At 58.5% G+C, this 25,109-nt stretch carries 8 protein-coding genes; 7 read left to right on the top strand and 1 reads right to left on the bottom strand.

The window, feature by feature from the left end:
- Positions 1 to 13 precede the first annotated feature (13 nt).
- Positions 14 to 709 (bottom strand): PEP-CTERM sorting domain-containing protein, encoded by a 696-nt coding sequence (locus K227x_RS09080; RefSeq protein ID WP_145169220.1) that lies wholly within the window; start codon positions 707 to 709, stop codon positions 14 to 16.
- A gap of 564 nt (positions 710 to 1,273) precedes the next feature.
- On the opposite strand from K227x_RS09080, the gene K227x_RS09075 reads away from it, so the two are divergent.
- The 7 genes from K227x_RS09075 (at position 1,274) to K227x_RS09045 (ending at position 24,953) form a co-directional block, all read left to right on the top strand.
- Positions 1,274 to 2,575: a DUF1501 domain-containing protein gene (locus K227x_RS09075; RefSeq protein ID WP_145169219.1), complete on the top strand. Its 1,302-nt coding sequence runs from the start codon at positions 1,274 to 1,276 to the stop codon at positions 2,573 to 2,575.
- Between the two features lie 114 nt (positions 2,576 to 2,689).
- Positions 2,690 to 5,134, top strand: a complete 2,445-nt coding sequence (locus K227x_RS09070) for a PPC domain-containing protein (protein ID WP_246146686.1) — start codon at positions 2,690 to 2,692, stop codon at positions 5,132 to 5,134.
- Between the two features lie 78 nt (positions 5,135 to 5,212).
- Positions 5,213 to 7,699 (top strand): DUF1549 and DUF1553 domain-containing protein, encoded by a 2,487-nt coding sequence (locus K227x_RS09065; RefSeq protein WP_145169218.1) that lies wholly within the window; start codon positions 5,213 to 5,215, stop codon positions 7,697 to 7,699.
- A 12-nt stretch (positions 7,700 to 7,711) separates the two neighbouring features.
- Positions 7,712 to 9,742: a c-type cytochrome domain-containing protein gene (locus K227x_RS09060; protein ID WP_246146685.1), complete on the top strand. Its 2,031-nt coding sequence runs from the start codon at positions 7,712 to 7,714 to the stop codon at positions 9,740 to 9,742.
- A 739-nt stretch (positions 9,743 to 10,481) separates the two neighbouring features.
- Complete coding sequence (locus K227x_RS09055) at positions 10,482 to 13,937, top strand: hypothetical protein (protein WP_145169216.1); 3,456 nt, start codon at positions 10,482 to 10,484, stop codon at positions 13,935 to 13,937.
- Entirely contained in the window at positions 13,937 to 21,583 is a 7,647-nt protein-coding gene (locus K227x_RS09050) for a hypothetical protein (RefSeq protein ID WP_145169215.1), read from the top strand. The genes K227x_RS09055 and K227x_RS09050 overlap by 1 nt, the downstream gene beginning before the upstream one ends.
- Before the next feature lie 166 nt (positions 21,584 to 21,749).
- Entirely contained in the window at positions 21,750 to 24,953 is a 3,204-nt protein-coding gene (locus K227x_RS09045) for a PVC-type heme-binding CxxCH protein (protein ID WP_145169214.1), read from the top strand.
- The last annotated feature ends 156 nt before the right edge of the window (positions 24,954 to 25,109 follow it).

Genomic DNA, 25,109 nt, shown 5'->3' with positions numbered 1-25,109 from the left:
TTTGTCCAGCCGATTAGGACGATACGCCCGGCTTAGGACGTCTCGCTCGCCAAATCCCTATCGCGGCGATGCAGGCGATCGCCATGACAGTAGACGGCTCGGGGACCGCCACCGCAGTCGGCGCCAACCCAAACCCGGCCAGTCCCCCAGCCCCGGAGGGGTCAGTACTGATCACCGAGAACCGCGTGGATGGATCGATGAACCCGCCCGGGTTTCCCGTCGTGATCCCGTCCAAAAGTGCGATGTTCAAGTTGGCCGTCGAAACGTCGCTACCGGACCACGCGGCCCCGGGATCACTCCCTGCTTTGCCGAACATGTCCGTCGTGACGCCACCCAACTGAACCACCAATGCATCGTCACCATTGAAAGTGAAGGGTTCGTCTTGAAAGTGAATGACTCCCGCTCCGAAGGCGCTATCCAAATAGGTGCCAATGTCACTCGTGCCAACGACCATCACATCGCCAGCCGCCAATAGACCTGTATCGAGCGAGAAATCACTCGACGGGACTGCACCATTGGTGCCCTTCAAAATAACCAGAGGACTGGTCGCGAAATCGATATCATCCAACGACGAATTCCAAAGCTCGATCCCTTTGGGAGTCGAGCCTGAATTGGTCTCGACATATTGGCTGATGACCAAGGCGCCGCTGGCCTGGCTTGTCAACGTGACAGCGAAGATCGCAAACATGGTCCAAAGTGACTTTTTCATTCTGGTGCCCTCAATCGAAAGTGCCCTTGCGTACAGGAGAGTCAACTAAATCAACATATGCGTTCGCTAAATCAGACTCCAGCGTTTCACCCCCCATTTGGGAAACTTTTTTCAGCAGCACCATCGCGCGATCGGTCTCTCGATTGTTTCCATCAACTTTCCGAGCGCACCGGCCAAATTAGCTGGGTACCTCCAACCAATCGGGCCGTTCCGATTACACCGAAAGATTTGACTCCGAAAACCCAATCGGATACGCTTTACCAACCGATGAGGTGAGATTTTCATACCTAATCGGACTACACTGCGTGCTTACGGCTACGCAAACGCTTTTTCGACGCCATTGGGAACTTTCCTGGACGTTGCGAAAGTCCCGCCCTACCACCCCCGCCAATACATTGCCCAACCGGAAAGTCGCGAAAGATTTCGTGATCTCCGTTCAGCACGTGTCTTACGATTTGGAAAAACGCACCCTTCCGTTGTTCCACCGCTATCGCCTTGTCGCTTTCAAACGACCGGCATCCCCACCACAGCTAACGATCGAATTCTTCACGGGAGAATCTCAAAATGCGTTGTCACGGTAACCCTCTTAGCCGTCGCGGTTTTCTTGCTGCCGGAGCCCTTGGCGGCCTCGGCCTGTCCCTTCCCGAACTGCTGATGCATCGGGCGATGGCCGAACAGAAGCACTACGACTTCATCAAGGCCAAGGCGAAGAGTGTGATTCACGTGTTCTTGCCGGGCGGGATCGCTCAACAGGAAACGTTTGACCCCAAACCGTACAGTCCGCTGGAATATCGCGGCGAGTTTCGCACGATCAAAACCAACACGGGCGAACAGTTCTGTGAAACCATTCCCGAACTGGCCAAGCGTGCGGACAAGTTCAGCGTGATTCGCTCGATGACTCACGGCGAAGCTGCCCACGAACGTGGTACGCACAACATGTTCACCGGCTACAAGCCTAGCCCCGCGCTTTCCTACCCCAGTTTTGGTGCGGTTGTCAGCCACGAATACGGACCTCGGAACAACCTGCCTCCGTACGTCTGCATCCCCAACGTTCCCAACGAATTCGCCGGTACCGGGTACTTGCCTAGCAGCTATGGCGGATTCGCACTGGGTTCCGATCCGGCCAACAGCAACTTCAAGGTCCGCGACTTGGACTTGGCAGGCGGCGTCGACGAACAACGCTTCCTTCGCCGCAAAGCCGCTTTGGACGTCGTCAACCGAAAGTTTGTCGAAGCCACCCCAGCGGACAACGTCGCTGCGATGAACACGTTCTATCAACGTGCCTACGACTTGATCGACACGCCAAAAGCGAAACTGGCGTTCGACATTGAAAAGGAAGACGCCAAAACCCGTGACCGTTACGGTCGCAACCAAGCCGGCCAACGACTGTTGATGGCCCGCCGATTGGTTGAATCGGGTGTCCGATTGGTGACATTGACCTACGGATCATGGGACATGCACACCGGACTAACCGCTGCGTTCAAACGATCGATGCCCGCTTTGGACGTCGGCTTGTCGGCGTTGCTGGACGATTTGTCCGAACGCGGAATGCTGGACGAAACCTTGGTGATGGTCACCAGCGAATTCGGAAGAACGCCGAAGATCAACCCGGATGCGGGACGCGATCACTGGCCCAAGGTATTCAGCGTCATGCTGGCCGGTGGCGGAATCAAGGGCGGCATCATTCACGGGTCGTCCGATTCGACCGCTGCCGAACCGGAAGACAACCCCGTTTCGCACGCCGACTTGGCCGCCACGATGTACCGATTGATGGGCATCGTTTCAGACAAAGAACTGATGGCGCCAGGCGACCGTCCCATCGAAATCGTCGACGGCGGCAAGCTGATCGAACCGTTGATGGTTTAGGAAGTCCATGGTTTAGGAAAACAGCATGGGTGCCCCCCATGTTTTGACGACGACGCTGATGTCCCACACCCAACTCGCGAATCCTGATCAAGACGAATGAAGATTCCTAGCACTATGAATGTTCCAGTCGTGCCTTTGATGGCCGTCGCGCTCGCGTGGTGTGTGGGGGTGGCGATGCCATCGGCCACCGCGTCGTTTCCCGTCGTTCGCCAACTGAAACCGCTGGGCGTCGTCCGCGGCGAAGAATCCACGGTGACCTTCATCGGCGATCGCGTCGGTGATGCCCACACGGTGTTGGTCGACGTGCCGGGCATCGAAATCATCGAAGTCAAAGCGATCGACGGCAAATCGGTTTCGGTCAAACTGAAAGCCGATGCCAAGCTGTCACCCGGTCTGTATCCCGTTCGATTGGTCACCAAAACCGGCATTTCGAACCTGCGTTTGATCGGCGTCGGCGCGATGCCAATCGTCCAAGAAGTCGAACCGAACAACGACTTCGCAGCGCCGCAATCGATTCAACTGAACCACACGGTCGAAGGCGTTGTGGACCGCGAAGATCTGGATCACTATCAGATCGAACTGAAAGCCGGCCAACGATTGACCGCCGAAATCGAAGGCATTCGCCTGGGTTATTCGATCAACAACCAAAACATCCTGGACCCCTACATTGCGATCCTGGACGAAGGCCGTTTCGAGGTCGCGACCAGCGATGATTCGTCCTTGCTGCAACAGGATGGCGTTTGCAGTTTCCAAGCTGAAAAAGACGGCATGTATACCGTCGTGGTCCGTGACAGCGCCTTTGGCGGATCCAGCATCAATGGGTATCGACTGCATGTGGGAACTTTCCCACGCCCGGTCGCTGCGATCCCATCGGGCGGTGTCCCTGGGTCCGTGCTAAAAGCCAACATGGTTTCGATCGATGGCTCGGTCACCGAAGCATCCGTCCAACTGCCCAGCGAAACCGCCGACCAGTGGGGCGTTGTGATGGAAGACGAATCGGGAATCAGTCCATCGCCGAACTGGATCCGCGTCAACGATCTGCCCGTCGTCATGGAAACCGAACCCAACGACGTTTACACCACCGCCCCCATGTTCGAAGCCCCCGCCGCGTTCTGTGGCGTGATCGAAAAAGAAGGCGACTACGATTGCTTTTCGTTCGAGTGCAAGAAGGGTCAGAAGTTCCGAGTCCAGTGTTATGCCCGGAACATCCTTCGTTCGCCTCTGGACGCCCTGCTGAACGTCTTTGGACCTGACAATAAGACCATCCAATCGTCCGACGACGCCGGTGGAATGATGGACCCGTTCATTGAATTCACTGCCCCGGCCGACGGAAAACACACCATCCGCATCTATGACCAACTGCGTGGTGGCAGCCCGATTCATCACTATCGCATCGAAGTCACGCCCGCCGACCCAACTTTCGAACTGACCCTGAAAGAACTTCGTCGAGACGAGGCCAGTGTGGTTTCGGTACCGATCGGTGGATACACCGCCGCGATGGTGACCGCCACACGCAAGGGCTACAACGGCGAGATCCACATGGAATTGGCTGGCCTGCCACCCGGCGTGACCGCCACACCGTACCCCGTGCCCAGCGGACGGGCGGAAATCCCCGTGCTGTTCACCGCCGCAGCCGATGCCTCCCACGCGGCGTCGCTGTTCATGATCGCCGGTCATGGTGACGAGAAAAACTTTTCCGTGATGGGAAAGCTGTCTCAACAACACAAGTTGATGCTTGGACAAAACCGACGCCACATGTGGTCCTATGACACGCAGCGAGCGGCGATGGCAGTCACCGAAGCTGCCCCGTTCCAAATCGAACTGGTTCAACCGGCCACACCGATCCTGCGAAGCGGCAGCAAGGACCTGATGGTCCGCGTCACTCGCAACGAAGGCTTCGAAGACGAGATTCGAATTCGAACGCTGTACAACCCGCCCGGCATCGGCGTGAACAACAGTCGCAAAATCGAAAAGGGCAAAAGCGAAACCCTGATTCCCATCACGGCCAACGGTTCGGCGGCGGTAGGGAAGTGGCCGCTGATTCTGGTCGCTAGCTATCCGGGCAGCAACGGCACCGCCGAAGTCACCACGCCAGCAATCATGCTGGATGTGCAAGAGTCGTTGTTCAAGTACGAATTCCCACGCACCGCTGCCGAAACCGGCACCGAAGCGAGTGTTTCGATTGCGATGGAAGTGCTGCGAGAGCATCCTGGCGAAGCCGAGGTCGAACTGGTCGGTCTGCCCAATGGTGTCACCAGCACCCAAGGTGTTCAAAAGATCGCTGCCGACACCACCACCGTCACGTTCCCGATCACGGTTGCCGCCGACGCAAAGGTTGGCAAACACAAAACGCTGGTCTGCATTTCACGCGTCAAAGTTGGCGAAGAAACGATCATCCAAACCACCGGCACCGGTGAACTGCGAATCGACAAACCGTTGCCGCCCAAGGTCGATGCCCCCAAGGCAGAACCCAAGCCGGCCGAGAAGAAACCTGCTGCACCAGCGGCCCCCAAGCCGCTCAGCCGTCTAGAACAACTGCGTCAACTGAAAAATCAATAGTCTCTGGTGTCGTCCCCTTCGATGCCTGTCACCGCCTAGCCTGATCGATCCCCTGTTTGGCTCGTTGAAAGTTTGATCATGTCCCTTTCAAGAATCCTGCGTCCCCTCGCCGCATCGGTCGCCGTTCTATCGACGGCTTGGACCGTCGTATCGGCTGTCGAGCCGAGCGAAACGCTGACCGCATCGGTCAGCAAAGATATCCCGGCAGTGCCAAACATGGCGATCTATCCGGCCGAAATCAAACTGGGTTCGGGTCGCGACTTCCAAACCTTTGTCGCCGTCGTCACTCGCGATGACGGCATCACATCGGACGCGAGCGATCGAGTCGAATGGTCGGTCGCTGATCCAGCGGTAGTGAAACTGGACGGGTTCAAGCTATTGCCAGTCGCGGACGGCAAAACCGAACTGGTCGGGATGTACGCCGGTGCCGAAATTCGCGTGCCTGTCGAAGTCTCCGGTGCAACCGCGCGTCCACCGATCAGTTTCGAAAAAGACGTGATGCCAGTGCTGACCCGATCGGGCTGCAACACAGGTTCCTGTCACGGGGCAGCACGAGGAAAAGACGGTTTCAACCTTAGCCTGTTCGGATTCGACCCGGTGGGCGACTTCCACCGCATCACACGTGAAATCGGTGTTCGCCGAATCAACTTGGCCGTCCCCGAAGAAAGCTTGTTTCTAAAGAAAGCGGTGGGCAGCGTCCCCCATACCGGCGGAAAGCTGTTCGATCCCCAAAGCGATTACTACGCGACCGTTTTGGAATGGCTACAAAATGGTGCCAAGATTGACCCGGACAATGCAAAGCCGCCCACTGTGGACTCGGTTTCGCTGTACCCGCCGCAAGCGGTGATCGAAGGGGACGGAAAGACCCAACGATTTGTAGCCGTCGCCACCTACAGCGATGGGACCACGCGTGATGTCACTCGGCTGGCGGCCTTCACGTCCAACAACGCTGGCACCGCGGACATCAACGACCAAGGCGTCGTCACCGCCGGACGCCGTGGCGAAGCATTCGTGATGGCTCGCTTCGACACTCATACCGTGGGCAGCCAAGTCCTGGCACTTCCTGAAAACCTGGAATACACGCCGCCCAAAATCGAAGGCGACTACATCGACCAAATGGTGGGCCGAAAGCTTCAAAAACTGCGGATCGTGCCTAGCCCGATCTGCAGCGACGAAGAATTCATCCGCCGTGTCACGATCGACATCGTCGGCATGCTGCCTACCGAAGACGAATACAACCAATTCGTGAACGACCCAGCGCCGGAGAAACGATCCGAACTGATTGATCGATTGCTTGAACGCAAAGAGTTCAGCGAAATCTGGGCGATGAAGTTCGCTCAACTGCTGATGATCAAAAGCACCAACCAAGTCAGTTACAAATCGGCGTTCCTGTACGCCAATTGGTTGACAGACAAATTCGCCAAAAACGTCCCCGTCGACCAAATGGTTCGCGAACTGCTGACCAGCACCGGCGGAACGTTCACGTCGCCGGCGACCAACTTTTACGAGATCGAACGCGACACCCTGAAGACGTCCGAAAACGTCGCTCAGGTGTTCATGGGAATTCGCACCCAGTGCACCCAATGTCACAATCACCCGTTCGATCGCTGGACGATGGATGACTATTACGGGTTCGCATCGTTCTTTTCCCAAGTCGGTCGAAAGAACGCCGAAGACTACCGCGAAAAGATCGTTTACAACCGATTCAGTGGCGAAGTCAATCACTTGGTCACCAAGAAACCGGTGCCACCGAAATTCTTGGGTGGTGAGATTCCCGACACCAAGGGCAAAGACCGTCGCGCCGTGGTTGCCGAGTGGTTGACCAGTCCCGACAACCCCTACTTTGCTCGTTCGATCGCCAACCGCGTCTGGGCTCACTTCCTAGGCATCGGTGTGGTCGAACCGGTCGATGACATCCGTGTCAGCAACCCGGCGTCGAACCCCGAATTGTTCGACGAACTGGGCAAACGTCTGGTCGATTACAAGTTCGATTTCCGTCAATTGGTCCGCGACATTTGCAACAGTGACGCCTACCAACGAAGCACGATGACGAACGAAACCAACGCTCACGACAATCTAAACTTCGCTCACGCGGTCGTCCGCCGCGTACCGGCCGAAAACCTGCTGGATTGCATTTGCCAAGTGACTCAAACCCCGGACAAGTTCCGCGGATTGCCACTCGGTGCACGGGCGGTACAGATTGCCGATGGCACGACGTCGAACTACTTTTTAACAGCCTTCGGTCGATCGCCACGGACGACGGTTTGCGATTGCGAAGCCACCACGGATCCATCGCTATCGCAGGCCTTGCACCTGATCAACGGCAATTCCGTCCACGACAAGATCACGCGCAGCAAGATCATCGAAAAATGGATCAACGAAGAAAAGCTGTCACCGGAAGCCGCCATTGATCGGATCTACGTGACCTGTTTGTCACGTGCCGCAACGGCCGACGAAAAGACCGAACTGTTAGCGTCGATCACCGACGAAGCCGATCAAGTTGTCGTCCTTCAGGACATCTTCTGGGCCGTGCTGAATAGTCGCGAATTTGTTTTCAACCACTAAATGATGTCTTCGATGTATAAGCAAATCTCTGCCATCGCCATCTTGGCCACGATTCTTTCAGGATCGTTAGCGTCTGGATTGTTGGGCACATCAACGGTTCGTGGCGAAGATGCCAAGTCGACGCCCGCGGCCCCCAAGGTCACGTTCGACGATCACATCAAACCGATTTTTCGCCAACACTGTGCGACCTGTCACAACCAAGGCGACAAGAAGGGTGGGCTAGCGGTCGATTCGTTTGCCGCCTTGATGGAAGGCGGCGGCAGTGGCGAAGTGGTCTTTGACGATGGCGATGCCGAGGGCAGCCGATTGTGGCAACTGGTCAACCATGATGACACGCCCGTCATGCCGCCCAACCAGGACCGCATTCCCGACGAACAACTGAAATTGATTCGTGCCTGGATCGAAGGTGGCATCCTGGAAAACTCGGGATCGAAAGCGAAAGCGAAAAAGAAGAACAATCTTGCCTTTGTCGCCAGCGCCGGTGGCCGTCCCGAAGGCGGCGGTGCGATGCCCGAGTCGATTCCACAAACGACTCCTGTGCTGACCGATCGTCCGGCCGCAACGACCGCGATCGCCGCTAGCCCGTGGGCACCTTTGGTCGCCATCGCGGGCCAAAAGCAGATTGTCATGTACCACAGTGACAGCGGCGAATTGCTTGGCATTTTGCCCTTTGACGAAGGCGTCGCCCAATCCCTTCGATTTAGTCGCGATGGAGCCTTCCTGATCGCCGGTGGTGGCGAACATAGCGTCCGAGGCGTGGTCGCCGTTTACGATGTCAAAACCGGACAACGCGTCGCTGCGGTTGGTGACGAATTGGACACCGTCTTTGGTGGCGATGTGAACGACAACATGACTCGCATCGCACTCGGTGGCCCTCAGAAAATGCTGCGAATCTACGACGCAACCGATGGCACCCAACTGTTCGATCTGAAGAAACACACCGATTGGATCTACACGGTCGCCTACAGCCCCGACGGAATCCTGATCGCCTCGGGGGACCGTTCCGGTGGCCTATGCGTTTGGGAAGCCGATTCGGGCCGCGTGTACCTAGACCTGACCGATCACAAGGGCGCCATCATGGCGGTCGCATGGCGTGACGATTCAAACGTGATGGCCAGCGCTAGCGAAGATGGCACCGTCAAGCTTTGGGACATGGTCCAAGGCAAAGCGATCAAGTCCATCAGCGCCCACGGTGGCGGCGTCAACTCGGTCGCCTTTGATCACGAGGGTCGATTGGTTACCGCAGGCAAAGACAATCGCGTCAAACTATGGGATGCCTCGGGCAACCACATTCGCGACTTTGAACCGATGGCCGAAGACGTCCTAGAAGTCGCCATCACGCATGACGGAAAACGCGTTGTCTATGGCGACTGGACGGGCCAAATCGTGTCGACGCTGACCGACGACCCGAAACAGAAATCCGAATTGGCTGCCAACCCACCGCCTGTGACCAAGCGTCTGGAATCCGTCAAACAAACTTTGGTTTCGGTGCAAACCGAATTGGCGCCGATCAAGGCCGCGTGGGATGCCGCGAACCAGTTGGTCGCTGCTGCGCAGAAACCGATCGACGAACTGACAGCCAAGATCGCGGCCAAGAAAGCAGCCGCCCAATCGGAAACCAAGGCAGCCGAAGCAAGCCGCAACCTGGCCGCTAAGATTCAACAGGAACTGCCACAGCAGACGGCGGCTTCGCGAGATCGACAGGATTCGCTTACCGCCGCCCGCGTCGGTCTGCTGGCCGGCACCGTCAACGAGGCTGCGGTTGCCGATCAGGAACAAGCGATGGCAGAACAGTTGATGGCACTGGCCAAAAAACGGCGAGAGCAAATTGCAGCCACCGCAGCAATCGATACGCACACCAAGTTGGCGGTAGAGCACGAGGCAGCGGCGACTCAGTTGGCGACCGGCATGGCCGCACTGCAGACAGCATTGAAGACGGCTCAAGAAGCCGCCGGTGCAGCCAAGACGCAGTTCGACCAAGTCGCCCAGCGATTGGCCGAAGTCCAAACCAAGCACGACCGACTAGCGGCCGCCGTAAAATAGAAGCCGCGCCTCAAGCTCCCACGCCCAATCGTTTAACCGCGTGGGCAACGCCCCACGCCCCCAGATCCCCGATCGTTTAACCGCGTGGGCAACGCCCCGCGCGTCAACATCCCCAATCGTTTAACCGCGTGGGCAACGCCCCGCGCGTCAACATCCCCAATCGTTTAACCGCGTGGGCAACGCCCCGCGCGTCAACATCCCCAATCGCTTAACCGCGTGGGCAACGCCCCACGCGTCCACCCACCCAAACCCGCGCCCCACCAAGCACACGGCTAAACCAAAGCCGACAGCGCATCAGCCCCGCAGTTTGCCGATCCGGCCCCAGTTTTTTTTCGCCGTCGGTGACTGCCTTTCTCGCCGTGGTCGGACCACGCATTTTTCCGCGACTTGCCCCATCCACCGCCATTCGGTGCGAAATTCATCAAACTCGGGTATCGGTTGTAGTGGTTATCGCCGATGGGGCCCCCCGAACCGCCATGATCTGTGGACAAATGAAACCGCTTGTCGCTGCTTTTGTCTTTGCGGACTGCGGCGTTTGCGTAAACTATAGGAAGTGACGCCAATGACGGGATCGGATCCCGGCGGTGAAAGCACCCTTTTCTAGCTCCCTTTCCAGTCTCATCTACGCGCGACGGGCCTTCCATCGAGCCCGGACGTCGGCGTGATCAGCGACATCAGTCCACGCATGCACCGTTGCCATCCACAACGATCGCGAATCGTAAAGCCATCGTGGGCTGTCATGGTTGCATGCTTATTGGCAACCGTGATCTCGGTGGCCACCCCCAACGCCTTGATCAGATCGGCGATCGCACAGCCGCCCGGCACGTTGCCCCCGAACGAAACGTTTTCCGACCAGGACGACGGCCAGCTACCGATCCAAGCTTTCATGTTTCTAAGCGAAGCCGGAAGCAAGGTGATGATGCCGCGGGTGACGTGGGAAGAATACGAACGACGCATGAACCTGGAATCGTCCACCGACGGTCGCCAGCAATCGTTCAGTTATCAATCCTTGTCGATCACCGGCGCGACCGAAGGCGGGCGAGCCGAGATGGAAGTGGTGTTGAAACTGTCCATCGATTCGACGGGCGGCCGATGGGTCAAAATCCCGCTGCGAATGGAAAACTTTCATAGCCTGGCTCCGCCGGACGTCAGCGGCATCGACGAATACTCGATGACCTTCGACCCGGCATCGTCCGATTATGTATTGTCGGTCAAAACCGCGGCGGTCAGCGACGCGATGGTACGTCTGCGGATGTCATCGCAGGTTCAATCGCATTCGATGCGTTCGATGGATTTCCGATTGCCCGATGTTCCGTCCCAAGTCCGACTGACCATCGACGCAGCCGACGTTGACGGTGAAGTGGTGGGCCGCGGCGACGAAACGTTGACCGCATCACCGCGTCCGGGTGCATTCACTGAACTTGCAATCGAAAGCGGTGGCGGTAATTTTTCGGTGCGTTGGGGCAGGCTATCCCGATCGACTCAAGATCTTCCGCTGCTAGAAGTGGAAAGCCGCATCGAAGCTCGCTGGGATTCCCCGCAAGACCAACCTCACGTATCGGTTCGGTTGACCGTCCGGAATGCCAAGGGATCGATCGATGGGTTCCAACTTCGTCTGCCACCGGGTTCCGTCGTACTGGATACTCCGCGTTTGGGATTGCGTGGGCAGACGATCGAATTGGGTTACCCCGATCCACCTGCCGATCGCGGTGACGAAGTTGCCGACGGCGGTTCGATCAACGCCAATCGTGGTTCCCCCAAACCCAAACCAGGCCCAGCCGCCAGGGCAGCAGGCATCCGGTCAGCAGAGGACAGTTTGGCCCAACTGGGCGAGATCCGCACCATCACGATCCCTGACGAAGAACGTCAACAACGCATCGATCTGAATTTTGATCTGCAGTTGGCGGCCGACAATACATCGGCATCCTCGCCATTGGACTTCCGAGTCGTCGAAGTGGTTGGATCGCTTCGCCATCAAGGCGAAGTGTCGATCCGAACAGGCGGCGACTACCGATTGCGTTGGCGAACCCGCCCATGGGTTCGCAGCGAGCCCAGTGAGACACCCGACGAAGGGCTGTCGGGACGACTGTACCGTTTCCGATTCGACCGCGCATCGTTCGCACTGCCAGTTTGGTTGTCTGCCAAAGAACGCCAAGTCCGATTGACCAGTGCATCCGAACTGACCATCCGCGATTCCGTGGCATCCTTGGTGATGGACGTTCAAGCCACCGGACAGGCCAGTGACGGAAGGCTGCAACTGGAAGAGTCCGATTGGAAAATCAGCTCGATCGAAAACATCGAAACCGGCGAACCACTGGAATCGTTTCGGTCCGATAGCCTGCGGGTCATCGACTTCAACCCGGCCGCCATCGATGACACCACAGCCATCCGGATTCGCGCCCAACGTTCCTTTGCCGACAACCAAACAGCGATTGATTTTGCGATTCCACGTGTGGTCGCGACCGACGACAACGTCCTGATCCAAAGTTCGTCGCTGAACCTGACCAGCAGCGGTCGCACGCTATTGGTCATTGATCTGGCCGCGTCCCAAGGATTGACCCGCGTCGCATCGACACGAAGCGAAAACGTCGGGGCGTCGTCCATCAGCACTTTCCGCATGCTGAATCCGGACGAACCGTCACGGCTAGTCGGAGTGCTGGTCGATCAACCACCACGAATCACTCTTTCCAGCGATGCGACCGTCGAATTGGATGGCGACCAGTTGCGATCGACGGTCGATTGGATCGTTACATCCCCGTTGGATTTGGAAGGCCGGTTGCCGATCCGAATCCCAAGCCCGGCCGCGGCGGCCGCCGCTACCAACGAACGATCGACCGACACCGCGGGGAACGTTTCGGCGCCCACCCCTACCATCGCGACCGGGGCAGATCGTTTTGACGGATCCGATCCCGACGCGGACGAACCCTGGGTCGTCACGGTGGACGGTGTCCCGGCCACACTACGACCTTTGGACGATGATCGATACGAATTGATTTCCGAACGTCTGGCCAGCGGTACCATGGCGATCCGTTGGCGGCATTCCCAAAACCGTCGATCGGTCAACAACCTGCGTGCGACCGAACTGGTGTCCATGCCACGTCCGAACATTGCCGACGTCACGGTCCGCGGAACCGTGCGAGTCAATTTGCGGGGGAACCAACCCTTTGATTTGACTTCGACCGATTCGCCGCCGACAACGATGTTGGAACTGGACACGCTGCCGCGCGACCCGTTGCGGTTGCGGCTGAACTCGCGCGTCGCGGCGACAGAGGAGATCACGATTCGGCAAGCGTTGATTCGGACCGTTGTGGGTCGATCGACACGCCAAGAACAGGTCATCGCACGCATCCAAGGTGGCGATTACTTCCAAGTCGGCCTGCCCCCCGGGACTCCCGATGTCAGCGTCGAAGCCTTGATCGACAACGAACGCGTTCCGGTTCAAAGACAAGAAAACGCACTGATCGTTCCCTTGGCAGGGGATCGCAGCAGCCATGTGGTGGATTTGCGAGTCTGGATATCGATGCCGACCAATCCCTCCTATGCGGTGATCACTCCGCTGTTGAAATTGCCGGCCGGGGTAGGGCGAGTGTTCTGGCGAATCATCGCTCCCAACGACGGACATGTCGTTTGGGCATCCCCCACCGTCGGTCGATCGATGGCGTGGCGATTTGATGGTTGGAAACTCTATCGTGAATCCAGCCATACCGATGCGGCGCTGAACGCAATGATCGGCGGCGACATCTCCGCAGGCGACCCGCCCGCGTCCGAGAACCGCTACCTGTATGTCGGATCAGATCTGCCATCATTCGAAGTCGTCGTTGTTTCGAGGACCGTTCTGTGGATTTGCGTTGGATCGTTTGTATTGCTGCTAGCGATCTTGTTGACCCACATCCCGCGATCACGGCATCCGATGACCGCCATCGTCGTCGCGGTGCTGTTTGCCGGACTGTTGGCGATCGCCCCCGACGCTGCTGTGTTGGCCGGTCAATTGGGAATGATCGCGTTGGTGCTAGTGATCGCAATGATCTCGATCCGCGTTTTGGTCACGCCATCGGGTGGCGGGCGAGTGTTCTCGTCCACGTCCGTCGATGGACGCACCACACCATCCACACGATCGATTCAAGCAAGCAAACCTGAAAGCGTCAGTCTGGCGACAACCCAAGCGATGGCACCCACGCCGGAGGGATCGCAGTGATGTCGCTGTGCTGCCGGATCGTCGGGCTCGCCTGGATCGTGTTGGCCAGTATGTCAACCTTGTCAGCCGCGACACCCCAGCCGCCGACATCGTCGACTGCCGCCCCCAAGCAGGACGCCGAAGAAGCGTCGGCGGATGCCACCGATGAATCATCGCCCACGGTCGATCCCGATAAGAAATCGCAGGACTTCCCGCCGGCATCCGACCAGTCGATGTCCGCCGCAGATTCGCCGCAACCCGACGATTCTTCCAAACCCGACGAATCTTCCAAACCGGGCGATTCGCCGACGGCCGACGATGCTGCTGCGTCAGAAGTTTCGAAGTCAACCGAGGACCCCGACAGCGACACATCGATGCAAGCGGCCGAGGTTCCAAACGCCTTGCCGGCCGCGCCCAAGTTGCAGCTAAAACTGCCGCCTGCGCTTCCTGATGGGCGGCCGCTGTATCCGATCGGGATTTTCGAGTCCCAGATGGTTGAATTGATCCCCGACACCTATCGCCCGGTATCGATGGAACGACTCGGCACGGCTGTCAAACGGCTCACCGATCGGGCCACCGATGACCAAGCCAGCCGGTTGCGAGGCAGCGAGTATTGGGTGGAACTCATCGGCGATACGCTGGTCAGCAAACGCAGTCTCTTGGATCTTGAATCCGACCGTGATGCCGTGGTCCGCCGTTCGCTCGGTCGGGTCAATTTGGCGATCGATCCATCGTCGACTCGATCAATCGATGCAGCATCATCCGAACTGCCACGTCTAGAATCGGGTCCCGATGGAAACTTGGTCGCAGTTTTCCAAGGAGGTGCATCCCGACAAACTCGCATTGAATTTGGATGGCAACTGCACGGCCGCGATTATGGCAATGGCAACGAGTTTCTGATTCGACTGCCACGCACGCCGCAAACGCGGATCGTCTTGGCTGCCCCGCCGGATCTCGAAATCCAGGCACTCGACGGAGTCCTGCGGACTCGCCCCGGCCCGCCAGCCGATGCAGGCGAGAACGCGAAAGATTCCGACGCACGCTGGTATTCAATCGATGCCGGCGGACTATCGACGGTTCGGATTCGCACCAGCCCACGAGAAGCACCCAACGTCGAATCACCGCTGATCGTTCGCCGTTCGCTTATCCAATACGATGTCGAACCATCGGGGTTGCAGTGGATCCAACGGATGTCGGTGCAATTGCCCGTCGATCAACCGCTGCCCAAGTTGCGCGTGTTCGACGCGACCGTGGTGTCGATCAAGATCAACGCTTTGGAAGTCCCGTTCGATGTCAAACGCCGCGGGCAACGAGAACACGAAATCACAGTCGATCTGCCGTCCGGTTCGATCAACCCACAAGCCGCCGCTACGACCATCACGATCACCGGCCAATCGTTTTGGGATGATTGGTGTCAGCTACCGATCGCACGCTGGGTAGGCGACAGGATCATCAATGCATCGGCCGTCGATGAGGTCCAGTTGGCTGTCGCGGCGCCGTTGGAACTAGTCGACTGGAATCTGCCGCCGCACTGGAACCAATCCGAACCGCAGTGGGTCGATGGCATTCATTTGTGCGCCGCATCGGGACCACCGGTCGATCATCTCTCGTCGACGCTCCAAGGCGATCTTGCAACAGCCTGGTCGGCGGTTCGATTTGCACAGCAACCGCAGCTTCAAACCAGCGAAACATGGTTGCGTTTGGAAGTTCAAAAGAGTGCCTTGATCGCCAAGGCTCGCATCACCATCGCGGTCGACGCGACTCGACTGGCACCCGTGCGGCTGAAGATCCAAGACGATTTTTCGATCGACAGCCTAACATTGGCTCATTCGCAAAGGTCGATCGAATCACTGCACACCAGCGACGCCAACAATGCGTTGGTCATTTGGCCCGAATCCGACGACGTTTCCCCCGCGTCCAAAGACACGCCGGCGCAATTGACGATTGACATTACCGGAACCCGGGTGCTGCCCAACGGATCCGCCGGGCTAGAAGTCCCCTCGGCCTGGTTCGCTCGCCTGGAAGATGTCCGCGGCAATTTCTTTGCATCGATTGTGTCGCCCGACAACTTGAACTGGAGCGGGGAAGCGGCGCTGAAACGCGATCGAATTCGCGCCGCCGATCTGGCCAAGAAACCGTTGGCGTTTTTGAGCGGGGGCGAGCGACCGACTCTGTACTTTGCCTCCCAAACCGGGCGCACCCCCGAAGTTCTGTTGGAAACGCCCAGTGTGTCGTTCAATGTCTCGACGCTGTTGCGGATGAGCCGTGACGGTGACGAAGTGGTGGAGGAACTGACGATCGATGTCGAATCGGCCGGCCAGACGCTGGAACAGATTTTGGTCCAGACCGGTCCTGCCGGTGGACGACCGATGTACCACTGGGCCTTGAAGGGCGAAGACGGGATCCCCAGCACCAGCCTGCCACCGTCGGATGTCCAGTTGGGTGGTGACCCGATCGCCACCCTTGGCCCGCCCCAGCCACCGGTGACAACCAACAACAGCAATCCAGATTTGCCCAGCGTCGATTCAGGCGGCGTCGATTCAGGTGGCGTCGATTCAGCCAGCGCCGAATCAATCACCGTCGACACAGTCAATGGCGAATCCGATTTGCCGGACCGGCATCAAGAGGGTGTTTACACGATCGATGTTTCGGAATTGAACCTCCGCGGCCGCCGGCTGATCGCCCGTCGCCGATACCCGATGAAGAAGCCCACCAACCTACAACTGCCCAGCGTCCCGGGTGCGGCTTCGCAGCGTAGCGAAGTGCTGATCGAAAGTGGCTTGCAAGTCCACCAAAAGAGTTCGTCGGTCCAACTGGTTCCGGTCATCCCCACACCATCGTCGTCTGGCCAACCCAACATCGTGGACGACGAAAGCGGATCGGGTGATCGCACCGCGGGCGAAACCGCCAAGCGTCAGTCCGACGAATCGACCACCGACAACCCGGCCGCGGACATCGACACGTCCTCGCCCGACCGCCGTGTTCGGGAGCCATCCGTTGTCCATCAACGTTTGCGATACGACGCAGTGGAACAGCCGTCAATCGTGCTGGCACTGTCCGATGATGACGGCAGCGTGAACTTGGTTTGGCGTGAATCGGTTCGGGTGATCGCGTCCAGCCGCGGCACCGATCGCATCGAAGCCACCTACTTGGTTTCGTCCACGTCAACGTTGCAGATTCAATACGATCCCAACATGCAACTGGCATCGATTCATCGCAACGGCGAACCCATCAATCTGCTGTCGATCCCGCAGCGTCCGATCGAACTTCCGCCGGCGCGACGGGGACACACTTCCCCCAGTTCAACAGACGAAGTTGAAACCATCGAAGTCGTTTGGAACCGCACCCAGTATGGGTCCCACTGGATGCGTCACTGTCAAATTCCATCGATCGGCATATCCGCCATCGTGCTGAAGAGCGACTATCACCTGGTTCCTTCGGCCGATACTTTTTCGCCGACGGCGTTATTGCGAAATCGCCCTGAACCGGTGATGGGTGCTGCGTTGTACGATGATTCGTTAGTCGACGATACGATCGACCTGATGCCCGGCGACACGGTGATCTTGATTCGTCGCAATGTCGCCCTAGCGATCGGTTGGTTGATCTCACTAGCGGTCTTCGCAGCCGGATGGTGGATCTCGATTCGTTCTCCCTTGATCGTCGCCGTGATGGTCGCGGTGATGACTTCGTTAACGCTGCTGTGGTGGCCTTGGAAACTTGCTGTGATCGGGTGGCTGATCGTCCCGGCAATCGCCGCTGCGATGCTGACGACGTCACGAGCGTGGACGGATCGCGGCAGCCGTTTGGACAAAGATTCCTACGACAAAACTTCGTCGGGCGGACGTGGGGACGCGTCGCAGGAGATTTCATGGGCCGCGATCGTGCGCTCGATTCTGCTAGGCATGTTCATTTCTGGGTCTTGGATCTTGTCTCAGGGATTGGTGTTTGGCCAAGACAGCGGGACGACCAACACACCTCGAACGAATGGCGCAGCATCGGATTCGGCGGCGAAGAAAAACGGATCGACCAGCAACGGTTCCCAGACCAACGGAAAGACGGCGACCGAATCGGGTACGGGCAATGGACGCAGCCCGTCCTTGCCGCCCACCGCGATCCAGCGGTCTTCGCTGGCAACCCAGAACGGTCCGCCGGGACAATCGGTCGGCGTCTTGGTCCCGGTCAAAGACGATGGATCGATCAGCAGCGAAATTGTTTACATCCCCGGCAACGCCCACACGCTGCTGTTCGCCCCTGAAACCTTGGCGCCCGTTCAGACACCGTACTTTCAGTCGGCCGACTATCGGGTCCGAATCGATTCGGCGACACCGGTGGCGGCCACCGAAAATCGTGAACCTGCGATGGCGGAGTACACCGTCGAAGCCGAATACACGATCCATTTGGTCGATGGCGATCGCGGCAGCAATCAAGTCCATTTCCCCATTTCGTTCACGTCGGTCCGGCGAGTCGAATTGGTCGAAGAGGTGGACCGCATCATCCGCTTTACCGCTGACGACGCGGGCAAATTGATTGCGTCGCTGCCACGCGGAAATGTGTTTCGTCTTCGGGTCACGATGGCGGGCACCACATCACCGGCAACGCCTTGGCGCAAACTGCTGCTGACGATTCCTCCCGTCGCGTCGACTCGGTTGACCATCGAAGCCGAAGACAACATCGCGGCCTTGCGTGTCGGTGGCCCCCAGGGCAGGCTGTTGCCCGAAACCGATCTGCGCCGCTGGACGACCGAACTTGGCCCCGCGGACGCACTTGAAATCGAGTATCGCGTATCCGGCAACAGCACCCTGCTGACCCCGCAACCGCTGCGTCGCCGGTACTGGATCAACGCTGGCAAACTGCGCACCGTCATCGAATGCGAAGTCGATCCACCAACCGCGATCGCGGCAGGCGAAACGTTTCAGTTCGTCATCCGTGATGCCGAAATGCCACTGGTGACATCGCCGAACTGGCGATTGGCGGGCACCGAACTGTACAGCGCCGCACGGCGACTGGTGACGGTGGTAGCGCACCGCGACGCGCCCGGCCCGATTCGATTGCTATGGTCACGTCCACGAATTTTCAGTGACCAGGATCCAAACGGACTCGCATCATCGCAGCCGACGGACGACCGGTCGGGTGTTAGCGAATCCGGGGCCCCGCTAGACGAAGACGACAACCATGCGATTGTATTGCCCGAAGTGATCGCAGCGGCGTTGGGCGAAAACGCACCCGCCTGGGTTGCGTTCCATTGGGACCGTTCGCTGAACTTCATCCCCATGGCGGACAATCCGTCGGAACCGCTGTCGGTGGATCAGTTCATGGCGGCATGGTCGGGTTACCGCGGGCTGATCGACCGCGCCCTGGTCGCAACCGGATCGGTTCCGTCGTTAACCTTCCAAGACGTTCCCGTCAGCGGCACTCAAGTTCAACAACGGCACCATTTGCATGTGTTGCCGGATCGATTGGAATTGCAGTTCGATGCGACGGTTGTCCCAGGGGACGCCAGCACGAACCGATTGCGATTGGCGGTGCCAAGCTCGATGGAACTGGTCAACCTTTCGGTCAACGGAGTCCAACAAGAAAGTTCCGCGACCCGATCCGGCGCCGTGCTGGAGTTTTTGTTGGGTGATTTCAGTCCGCATGAACCGGTCGCCGTCCATGCCTTGGCCGTTGAATCGCTTCCGCCCAATCGGATGTTCAACCCGCCTCGATTTCAGTTGACGCCGGCGGCGGAGATCACCGAGACCTACTCGATTTCCCGCGACGGTTCAGCCGAGCTTCGCGTCGTTCGCCCGGTCCCCCTCACCGCCGAAACTCCGACCCCGCAACCAAGTGCCAAGTCGTTGGCTCAGGGCTGGATCCCCGTTTCGACATGGACCATCGCGGATGCCGGATCGATGCTGCAACATCTCGGTGGCCAATTCCATGTGCGACCTCGCAGGACTCGATTCGATTGTCGCCAACTGGTCTCGTTGGCTCGCGTCGACGGCCGCTGGCGCATGGAAACTCACATCAAATTTGATTCCAAACGTTTTCCGGACTTCATCGATGTCGAAGTCCCCACACGATGGTGCGAAGGCCTAGAAGTTTCGCCCACCACGTCATGGTCGCGCCAACCAGCGACCGACAGCAGCAATCAAATCATCCGCATTCGATGCGACGCAGCCGAACTGCCCGATCAACATTTGACGATCGTTGGGAACCTGCAAAATTCCGACGCCGGACGTGTAGGCGTGCCCAACGTTCGGGTACTCGGGTTCGGCGAGCGACGCGTCCACATTAGCGTCCCCGATCGGCTGACCAACGAATCGATCCAGTGGCGGACCAGTGTGGTCGAAGCCGTCGAATTGCCGATGATTTGGCGAGACGTGCTGTCCAGAACCGAGCCAAGATCAACCTATCTAGCCGCCAGCCCCGCCTGGTCGATCGACCTAGCTCCGCTACCGACAATCCACTCCGACGCCGTCGCCCTGACCCAGGACAATCAAGCCTTTGCGCAGTCCGACGGACTGTTGGTGATGTCGCACTGGGACTTTTTCCCCGGTGGACTCGAATCGATCCGAATCCGGGTGCCAGCGGCCGCCAAGTGTTTGGGTGGGTGGAGCGGCGGACAACCGGTCGTTGTCGAATTGGAAGAAGACGCCCGCCGCGGCCCCGATGACGAATCCAAAGTGGTTCGGATGCCGTTGGCGCTCAGCCGTATGTCCCAAACCGTCGAATTGCTTTTCCGCGTTCCCGCGGACATTGGCAAACGAGGAAAATACATTGCCCAGTTGGTCGACATTCCGGTGACGCAAAGCTGGTTGACTGTCTACGAACCAGTCGAGAATCTTCCGAGCGGATTTCCATTTCACGGGAATCCCGTCGCAGCGTCGGATCACATGTCCCCCCAACAAAGACGGCGATCAGTATCGTTGGCACGGTCCGTCGTCGAGTCGGTCGAGCACGCGGTCGATAGCATCGCCGAACGCCCCTCCGAAGAAGTCGCCGCTTGGTTGTCACCTTGGATTTTGCGGTATCGCAAACTAGCCGCTTCCGCTGGCCACACCGTCGACTTTAGCATCACGGACGACTCGCCCGATAGCGTGTCCAAGAACGGAGCCAATCCGAAAGAAGACGCCGCCGAGGATCAAACCCGCGATTCCAAGGCAGCCGCGATTGCCAGCGACGATTCGCTAGCCGGGTCCGCAGTGACCCCCGGAATGCTGGATGCCAAACGGTCGAAAGAAATTTCCATGCAGTGGCGATTGCTGGACCAGCGTGTCGCGGTATACGTCAATCGATATTTGCCAGACCAACCATTCGATGGGACTCGCAACTTTGACGACTGGCACTATGACGGCTACCGAACATCGACGGTCACTCAACTTTCGCTGGTCAACCAACCCACCAAGGTTCAGACCGTTTCCACCAGCGATCGTGGGTTACGAAATTTGATGGTCAATCTGCTGACGCTGGCGTCGATCACCGGGTTGATCCTGTGTCTTCGGCCGCTGCGACGGTTCGTGGTCCCGGTCGTTGTCCATCCGGCATTCTGGTTAGGATTGATGGGGATCTTTGGTTTCGCCGTTGCCCCGACGCCCGTCGCAGCCGCGGTGGTCCTAGTCGCCGTGTTGACGTCGCTGTTCCCCCCCCCTCGCAGCAAGCACGCCAGCGTCTCCGACAGCATCTAGTTTTTCCTGCCAAACCTGGTTCTCGCACTGCGTTCCAGCGCAATCCAGCGCCCACGGTTGGTCTAGAATATCGAACCCTCTGCGCACCGGTCATCAATGCCTTCCCGATCCTCCATCGGGATCGGCGACCCAAGCCAAACATCCCACCTTTCCAACGGTACCAATCATGCCGATGTCTTATCGATGCCAACCCTCCTTTCGCGTTTGGCGATCAGCCCACCAGTTCATGCGTCCGGTGTTGGCAAGCTCCAAGGTGATCGGTTTGGCGATCTTGGTATCGATGGCCGCTGCCACCACATGCCCGGCGGACGAACCCGCCACCGAAGATTCAGATAGCGTCCCGGCCGCCAGCAGCCAATCCGGATCACCGCATTCCTATCCGATCGCCGACGCGGCCAAGTCGTTGCGAGTCCGTGATGGATACCGCATCGACGCTGTCGCCACCGAGCCGCTGGTCATCGATCCGGTCGCCGTCCGAATGGATCGGCGCGGCCGACTGTGGGTCGTCGAAATGCCCGACTACCCAACCGGCCCACAAAATGGCCCCGCAGGTCGCGTCAAGATTTTACACGACGATGACCAGGATGGACGGTTCGATCGATCCACGGTGTTTGCCGACGGACTTTTGTTCGCCACCGGCGTCCAACCGTACCGCGATGGTGCGATCGTGACCGCGGCCGGCCAAATTTTGTGGCTGCAAGACACCGATGGCGACGACGTAGCGGATGAAAAATCCGTGTGGTTCGAAGGCTTTGCACAAGGCAACGAACAACTGCGGGCCAACCACCCGACCTTGGGTCCCGATGGATGGATCTATGTTGCCAGCGGGCTGCGAGGTGGCAAGATCGTCGCCGTCGATGATCGCTTTGAATCGCGAGACCAACCGTTGGACCTGCGAGATCGCGACTTTCGTTTCGATCCCGATGGCGGAAAATGGCAGTCCGTGTTGGGCAACTCGCAATTCGGGATCACCATCGACGACTTTGGCCGCCGTTTCGGATGCAGCAACCGCAACCCGGCGATGTTCGCGTCGCTGGATGACTTAGCCGCTGCACGTGACCCGCTGCTGACCGTTCGCGACGCGATCACCGATGTATCGTTCGCAGGCGAAGCATCGCATGTAGCGCCGATCGCCGAAGCATGGACGACCAGCAATCTGCACGCGGGGCAATTCAGCGCGGCGTGCGGGGTGATGGCGCCGGGATGGATCGATGACGAACACGAATGGTTGTTGGTTTGCGAACCCACAGGCTATCTGGTTCAACGCCAACGATTGGATCGCGTCACCGACGACGGTACCGTATCCAGCGTCTGGAACGCGACTCGCGAAGACACGCCATCCGAATTTGTTGCATCGTCGCATTCCTGGTTCCGTCCAGTCGACTTGGCAACCGGCCCCAACCACAGCGTGTTTGTGGTCGACATGGCACGCGCGGTGATCGAGCACCCGGATTGGATGCCCGAAGAATTGAAAGGGCGACCGGACCAGTGGGACGGCAACGATCTGGGCCGAATTTGGAAGGTCAGCCCCGGTGCACAATCCACCGGTGACGCCGCTCCATTTATGTCAGAACATCTTGCGTCGTCGCGATCACTGTCGCCCAAAGATTCCATCGCTGCGATCAGGTGGCTTTCTGCCACATCGCCCTGGCAACGCGAAATGGCTTCGCAGTTTTTGTTGGAATCCGATCATCCACCGCTTCGCCAGTTGGCCGCGTTGGTCAAGAACCGCGACGCTTCACCGGCGGCCCGAGCGAGGGCTGCGTTCTTGTTGAACCGACGAAACGCAATCCAAGTCGAACAACTGCGATCACTGGCGACTTCCAACGACGCTCGGTTGCGATCGATCGGTATCCAACTGTGCGGCGACTTTGCCACCTTCGCGAAAGTGTTTCGGCTTGACGATAGCGACGAAGCGAACGACGCATTTGCCGCCGACGATGATCCGATGGTCCAACGATTCATGGCCATGCTGCTGGCTGCAGATACAGATTCCGATTCTCAAGCGACGACTCAAATTCGTGCTCGACTGCTGGCAACGATCGCGGCGAAGGCGGTCGACCCTTGGGTGATCGCAGCGATCGGTTCCACAGACAAAGACGCCTTAGAACCGCTTGCCCGAGAGCTGCTGAAATCGCCAAGTGGTGGCACCCCTGCCGACCCCAGATTGATCCATCATTTGATTCAACGACTAGCGATCCATTCGCCCACGGTCGCTGCGGAAACGGCCGCCACGATCGTGTCCGCCATCCCTCAATCTTCCGATTCGAAAGCTCCGTCGTCACAAACCTCCGCAACCGAATCGATCGTCACGACGATCGACGTGATCGATGCCCATCGACGCGGATATCGTCGCGGCCATCATCGACCAGCGGGTGCAAAATCGGATCAGACGTGGGTCCAGTTCATCGCTGACTTACCAACGCCCGTGGCATCCATCTGGTCCGATTCGCTTCGCCGCATCGCTGCGGCGTCGCTTGACACATCGTTGCCCGACGACGCACGCGTCCGTGCGATCCAAATCGCGACCGAGGCGGATGTGCCGCTGGATGGGCTGGCCGACTTGGTCGAAAACGAAGCTGCCCCCACCGTCCGCGGCGCAGCGATCGATCGAATGTGGGACACCGATCCAGACTGGACTCGTGAGTTTCTGTTGGACAACCTGGAATCGCTGACCCACCACGTTCGTGCAACCGTGATGGCTTCCTGTGACGCGCGGCCAAGCGAAATCCGATGGCTATTGAAACAGATCCAGGACGATCAATTGCCGAAATCGATCGTCGATCCCGCGACGGCCAAGAAGTGGTGCGAGCATCGCGATCAACAGATTCGAGACATCGCCGAACCACTGTTCCAAAGCGACCCCGATCGTCTCAAAATCATCAGCCGTTATGCGCTGGCCGCGAATCAAGACGGGGACGCACGCGCCGGTCAAAAACTGTTCGCACAACACTGTTCGGCATGTCACCGAATCGACTCCGTCGGTACCAACGTGGGCCCAGACATCAGCGACAGTCGCACCAAGTCGCCGGAGGTGTTGTTGGTTTCGATCCTCGACCCTGGTGCCGCGATCGACGCCAACTTTTTGCAGTACAACGTGCTAACCGTCGACGGAAGAGTGATCAGCGGACTGTTGATCGACGAAACCGCCGACGCAATGACGTTAGCACTCAAAGGTGGCGAACGATCCGTCATCTCACGCGACGATATCGAAACAGTGACGTCGCCAGGAATTTCGCTAATGCCAGAAGGGTTCGAACAATCCATCACGGTCGATCAAATGTCCGACCTATTGTCGTACCTAAAGAACTGGCGTTACCTAAAAACCGAAATCCCCGGAACGCTAAAACGAGCATCGAAGACGCCCTAAAGACGCCAAACCGCAGCGCTGCGGAGTCTCCATTGGCCCCCTCACCCCAACCCTCTCCCCCACGCCAAACGCGAGTAAAACTCGCATTCACCGCGGGGGAGAGGGGGCAAGAAGTTCGGAGCTGCGGTCGTTCAGTCAGTACCTCGCTTCGCCTTC

The organism is Rubripirellula lacrimiformis (assembly GCF_007741535.1).
GTDB lineage: Bacteria > Planctomycetota > Planctomycetia > Pirellulales > Pirellulaceae > Rubripirellula > Rubripirellula lacrimiformis.
The sequence above is the reverse complement of the archived record's forward strand: the minus strand, read 5'-3'. Positions and strand labels throughout refer to the sequence as shown.

Excerpts from the sequence above, each read along its gene's own strand:
- K227x_RS09080 (WP_145169220.1), bottom strand. The coding sequence starts at position 709 with ATGAAAAAGTCACTTTGGACCATGTTTGCGATCTTCGCTGTCACGTTG.
- K227x_RS09075 (WP_145169219.1), top strand. The coding sequence starts at position 1,274 with ATGCGTTGTCACGGTAACCCTCTTAGCCGTCGCGGTTTTCTTGCTGCC.
- K227x_RS09070 (WP_246146686.1), top strand. The coding sequence starts at position 2,690 with ATGAATGTTCCAGTCGTGCCTTTGATGGCCGTCGCGCTCGCGTGGTGT.
- K227x_RS09065 (WP_145169218.1), top strand. The coding sequence starts at position 5,213 with ATGTCCCTTTCAAGAATCCTGCGTCCCCTCGCCGCATCGGTCGCCGTT.
- K227x_RS09060 (WP_246146685.1), top strand. The coding sequence starts at position 7,712 with ATGTATAAGCAAATCTCTGCCATCGCCATCTTGGCCACGATTCTTTCA.
- K227x_RS09055 (WP_145169216.1), top strand. The coding sequence starts at position 10,482 with ATGGTTGCATGCTTATTGGCAACCGTGATCTCGGTGGCCACCCCCAAC.
- K227x_RS09050 (WP_145169215.1), top strand. The coding sequence starts at position 13,937 with ATGTCGCTGTGCTGCCGGATCGTCGGGCTCGCCTGGATCGTGTTGGCC.
- K227x_RS09045 (WP_145169214.1), top strand. The coding sequence starts at position 21,750 with ATGCCGATGTCTTATCGATGCCAACCCTCCTTTCGCGTTTGGCGATCA.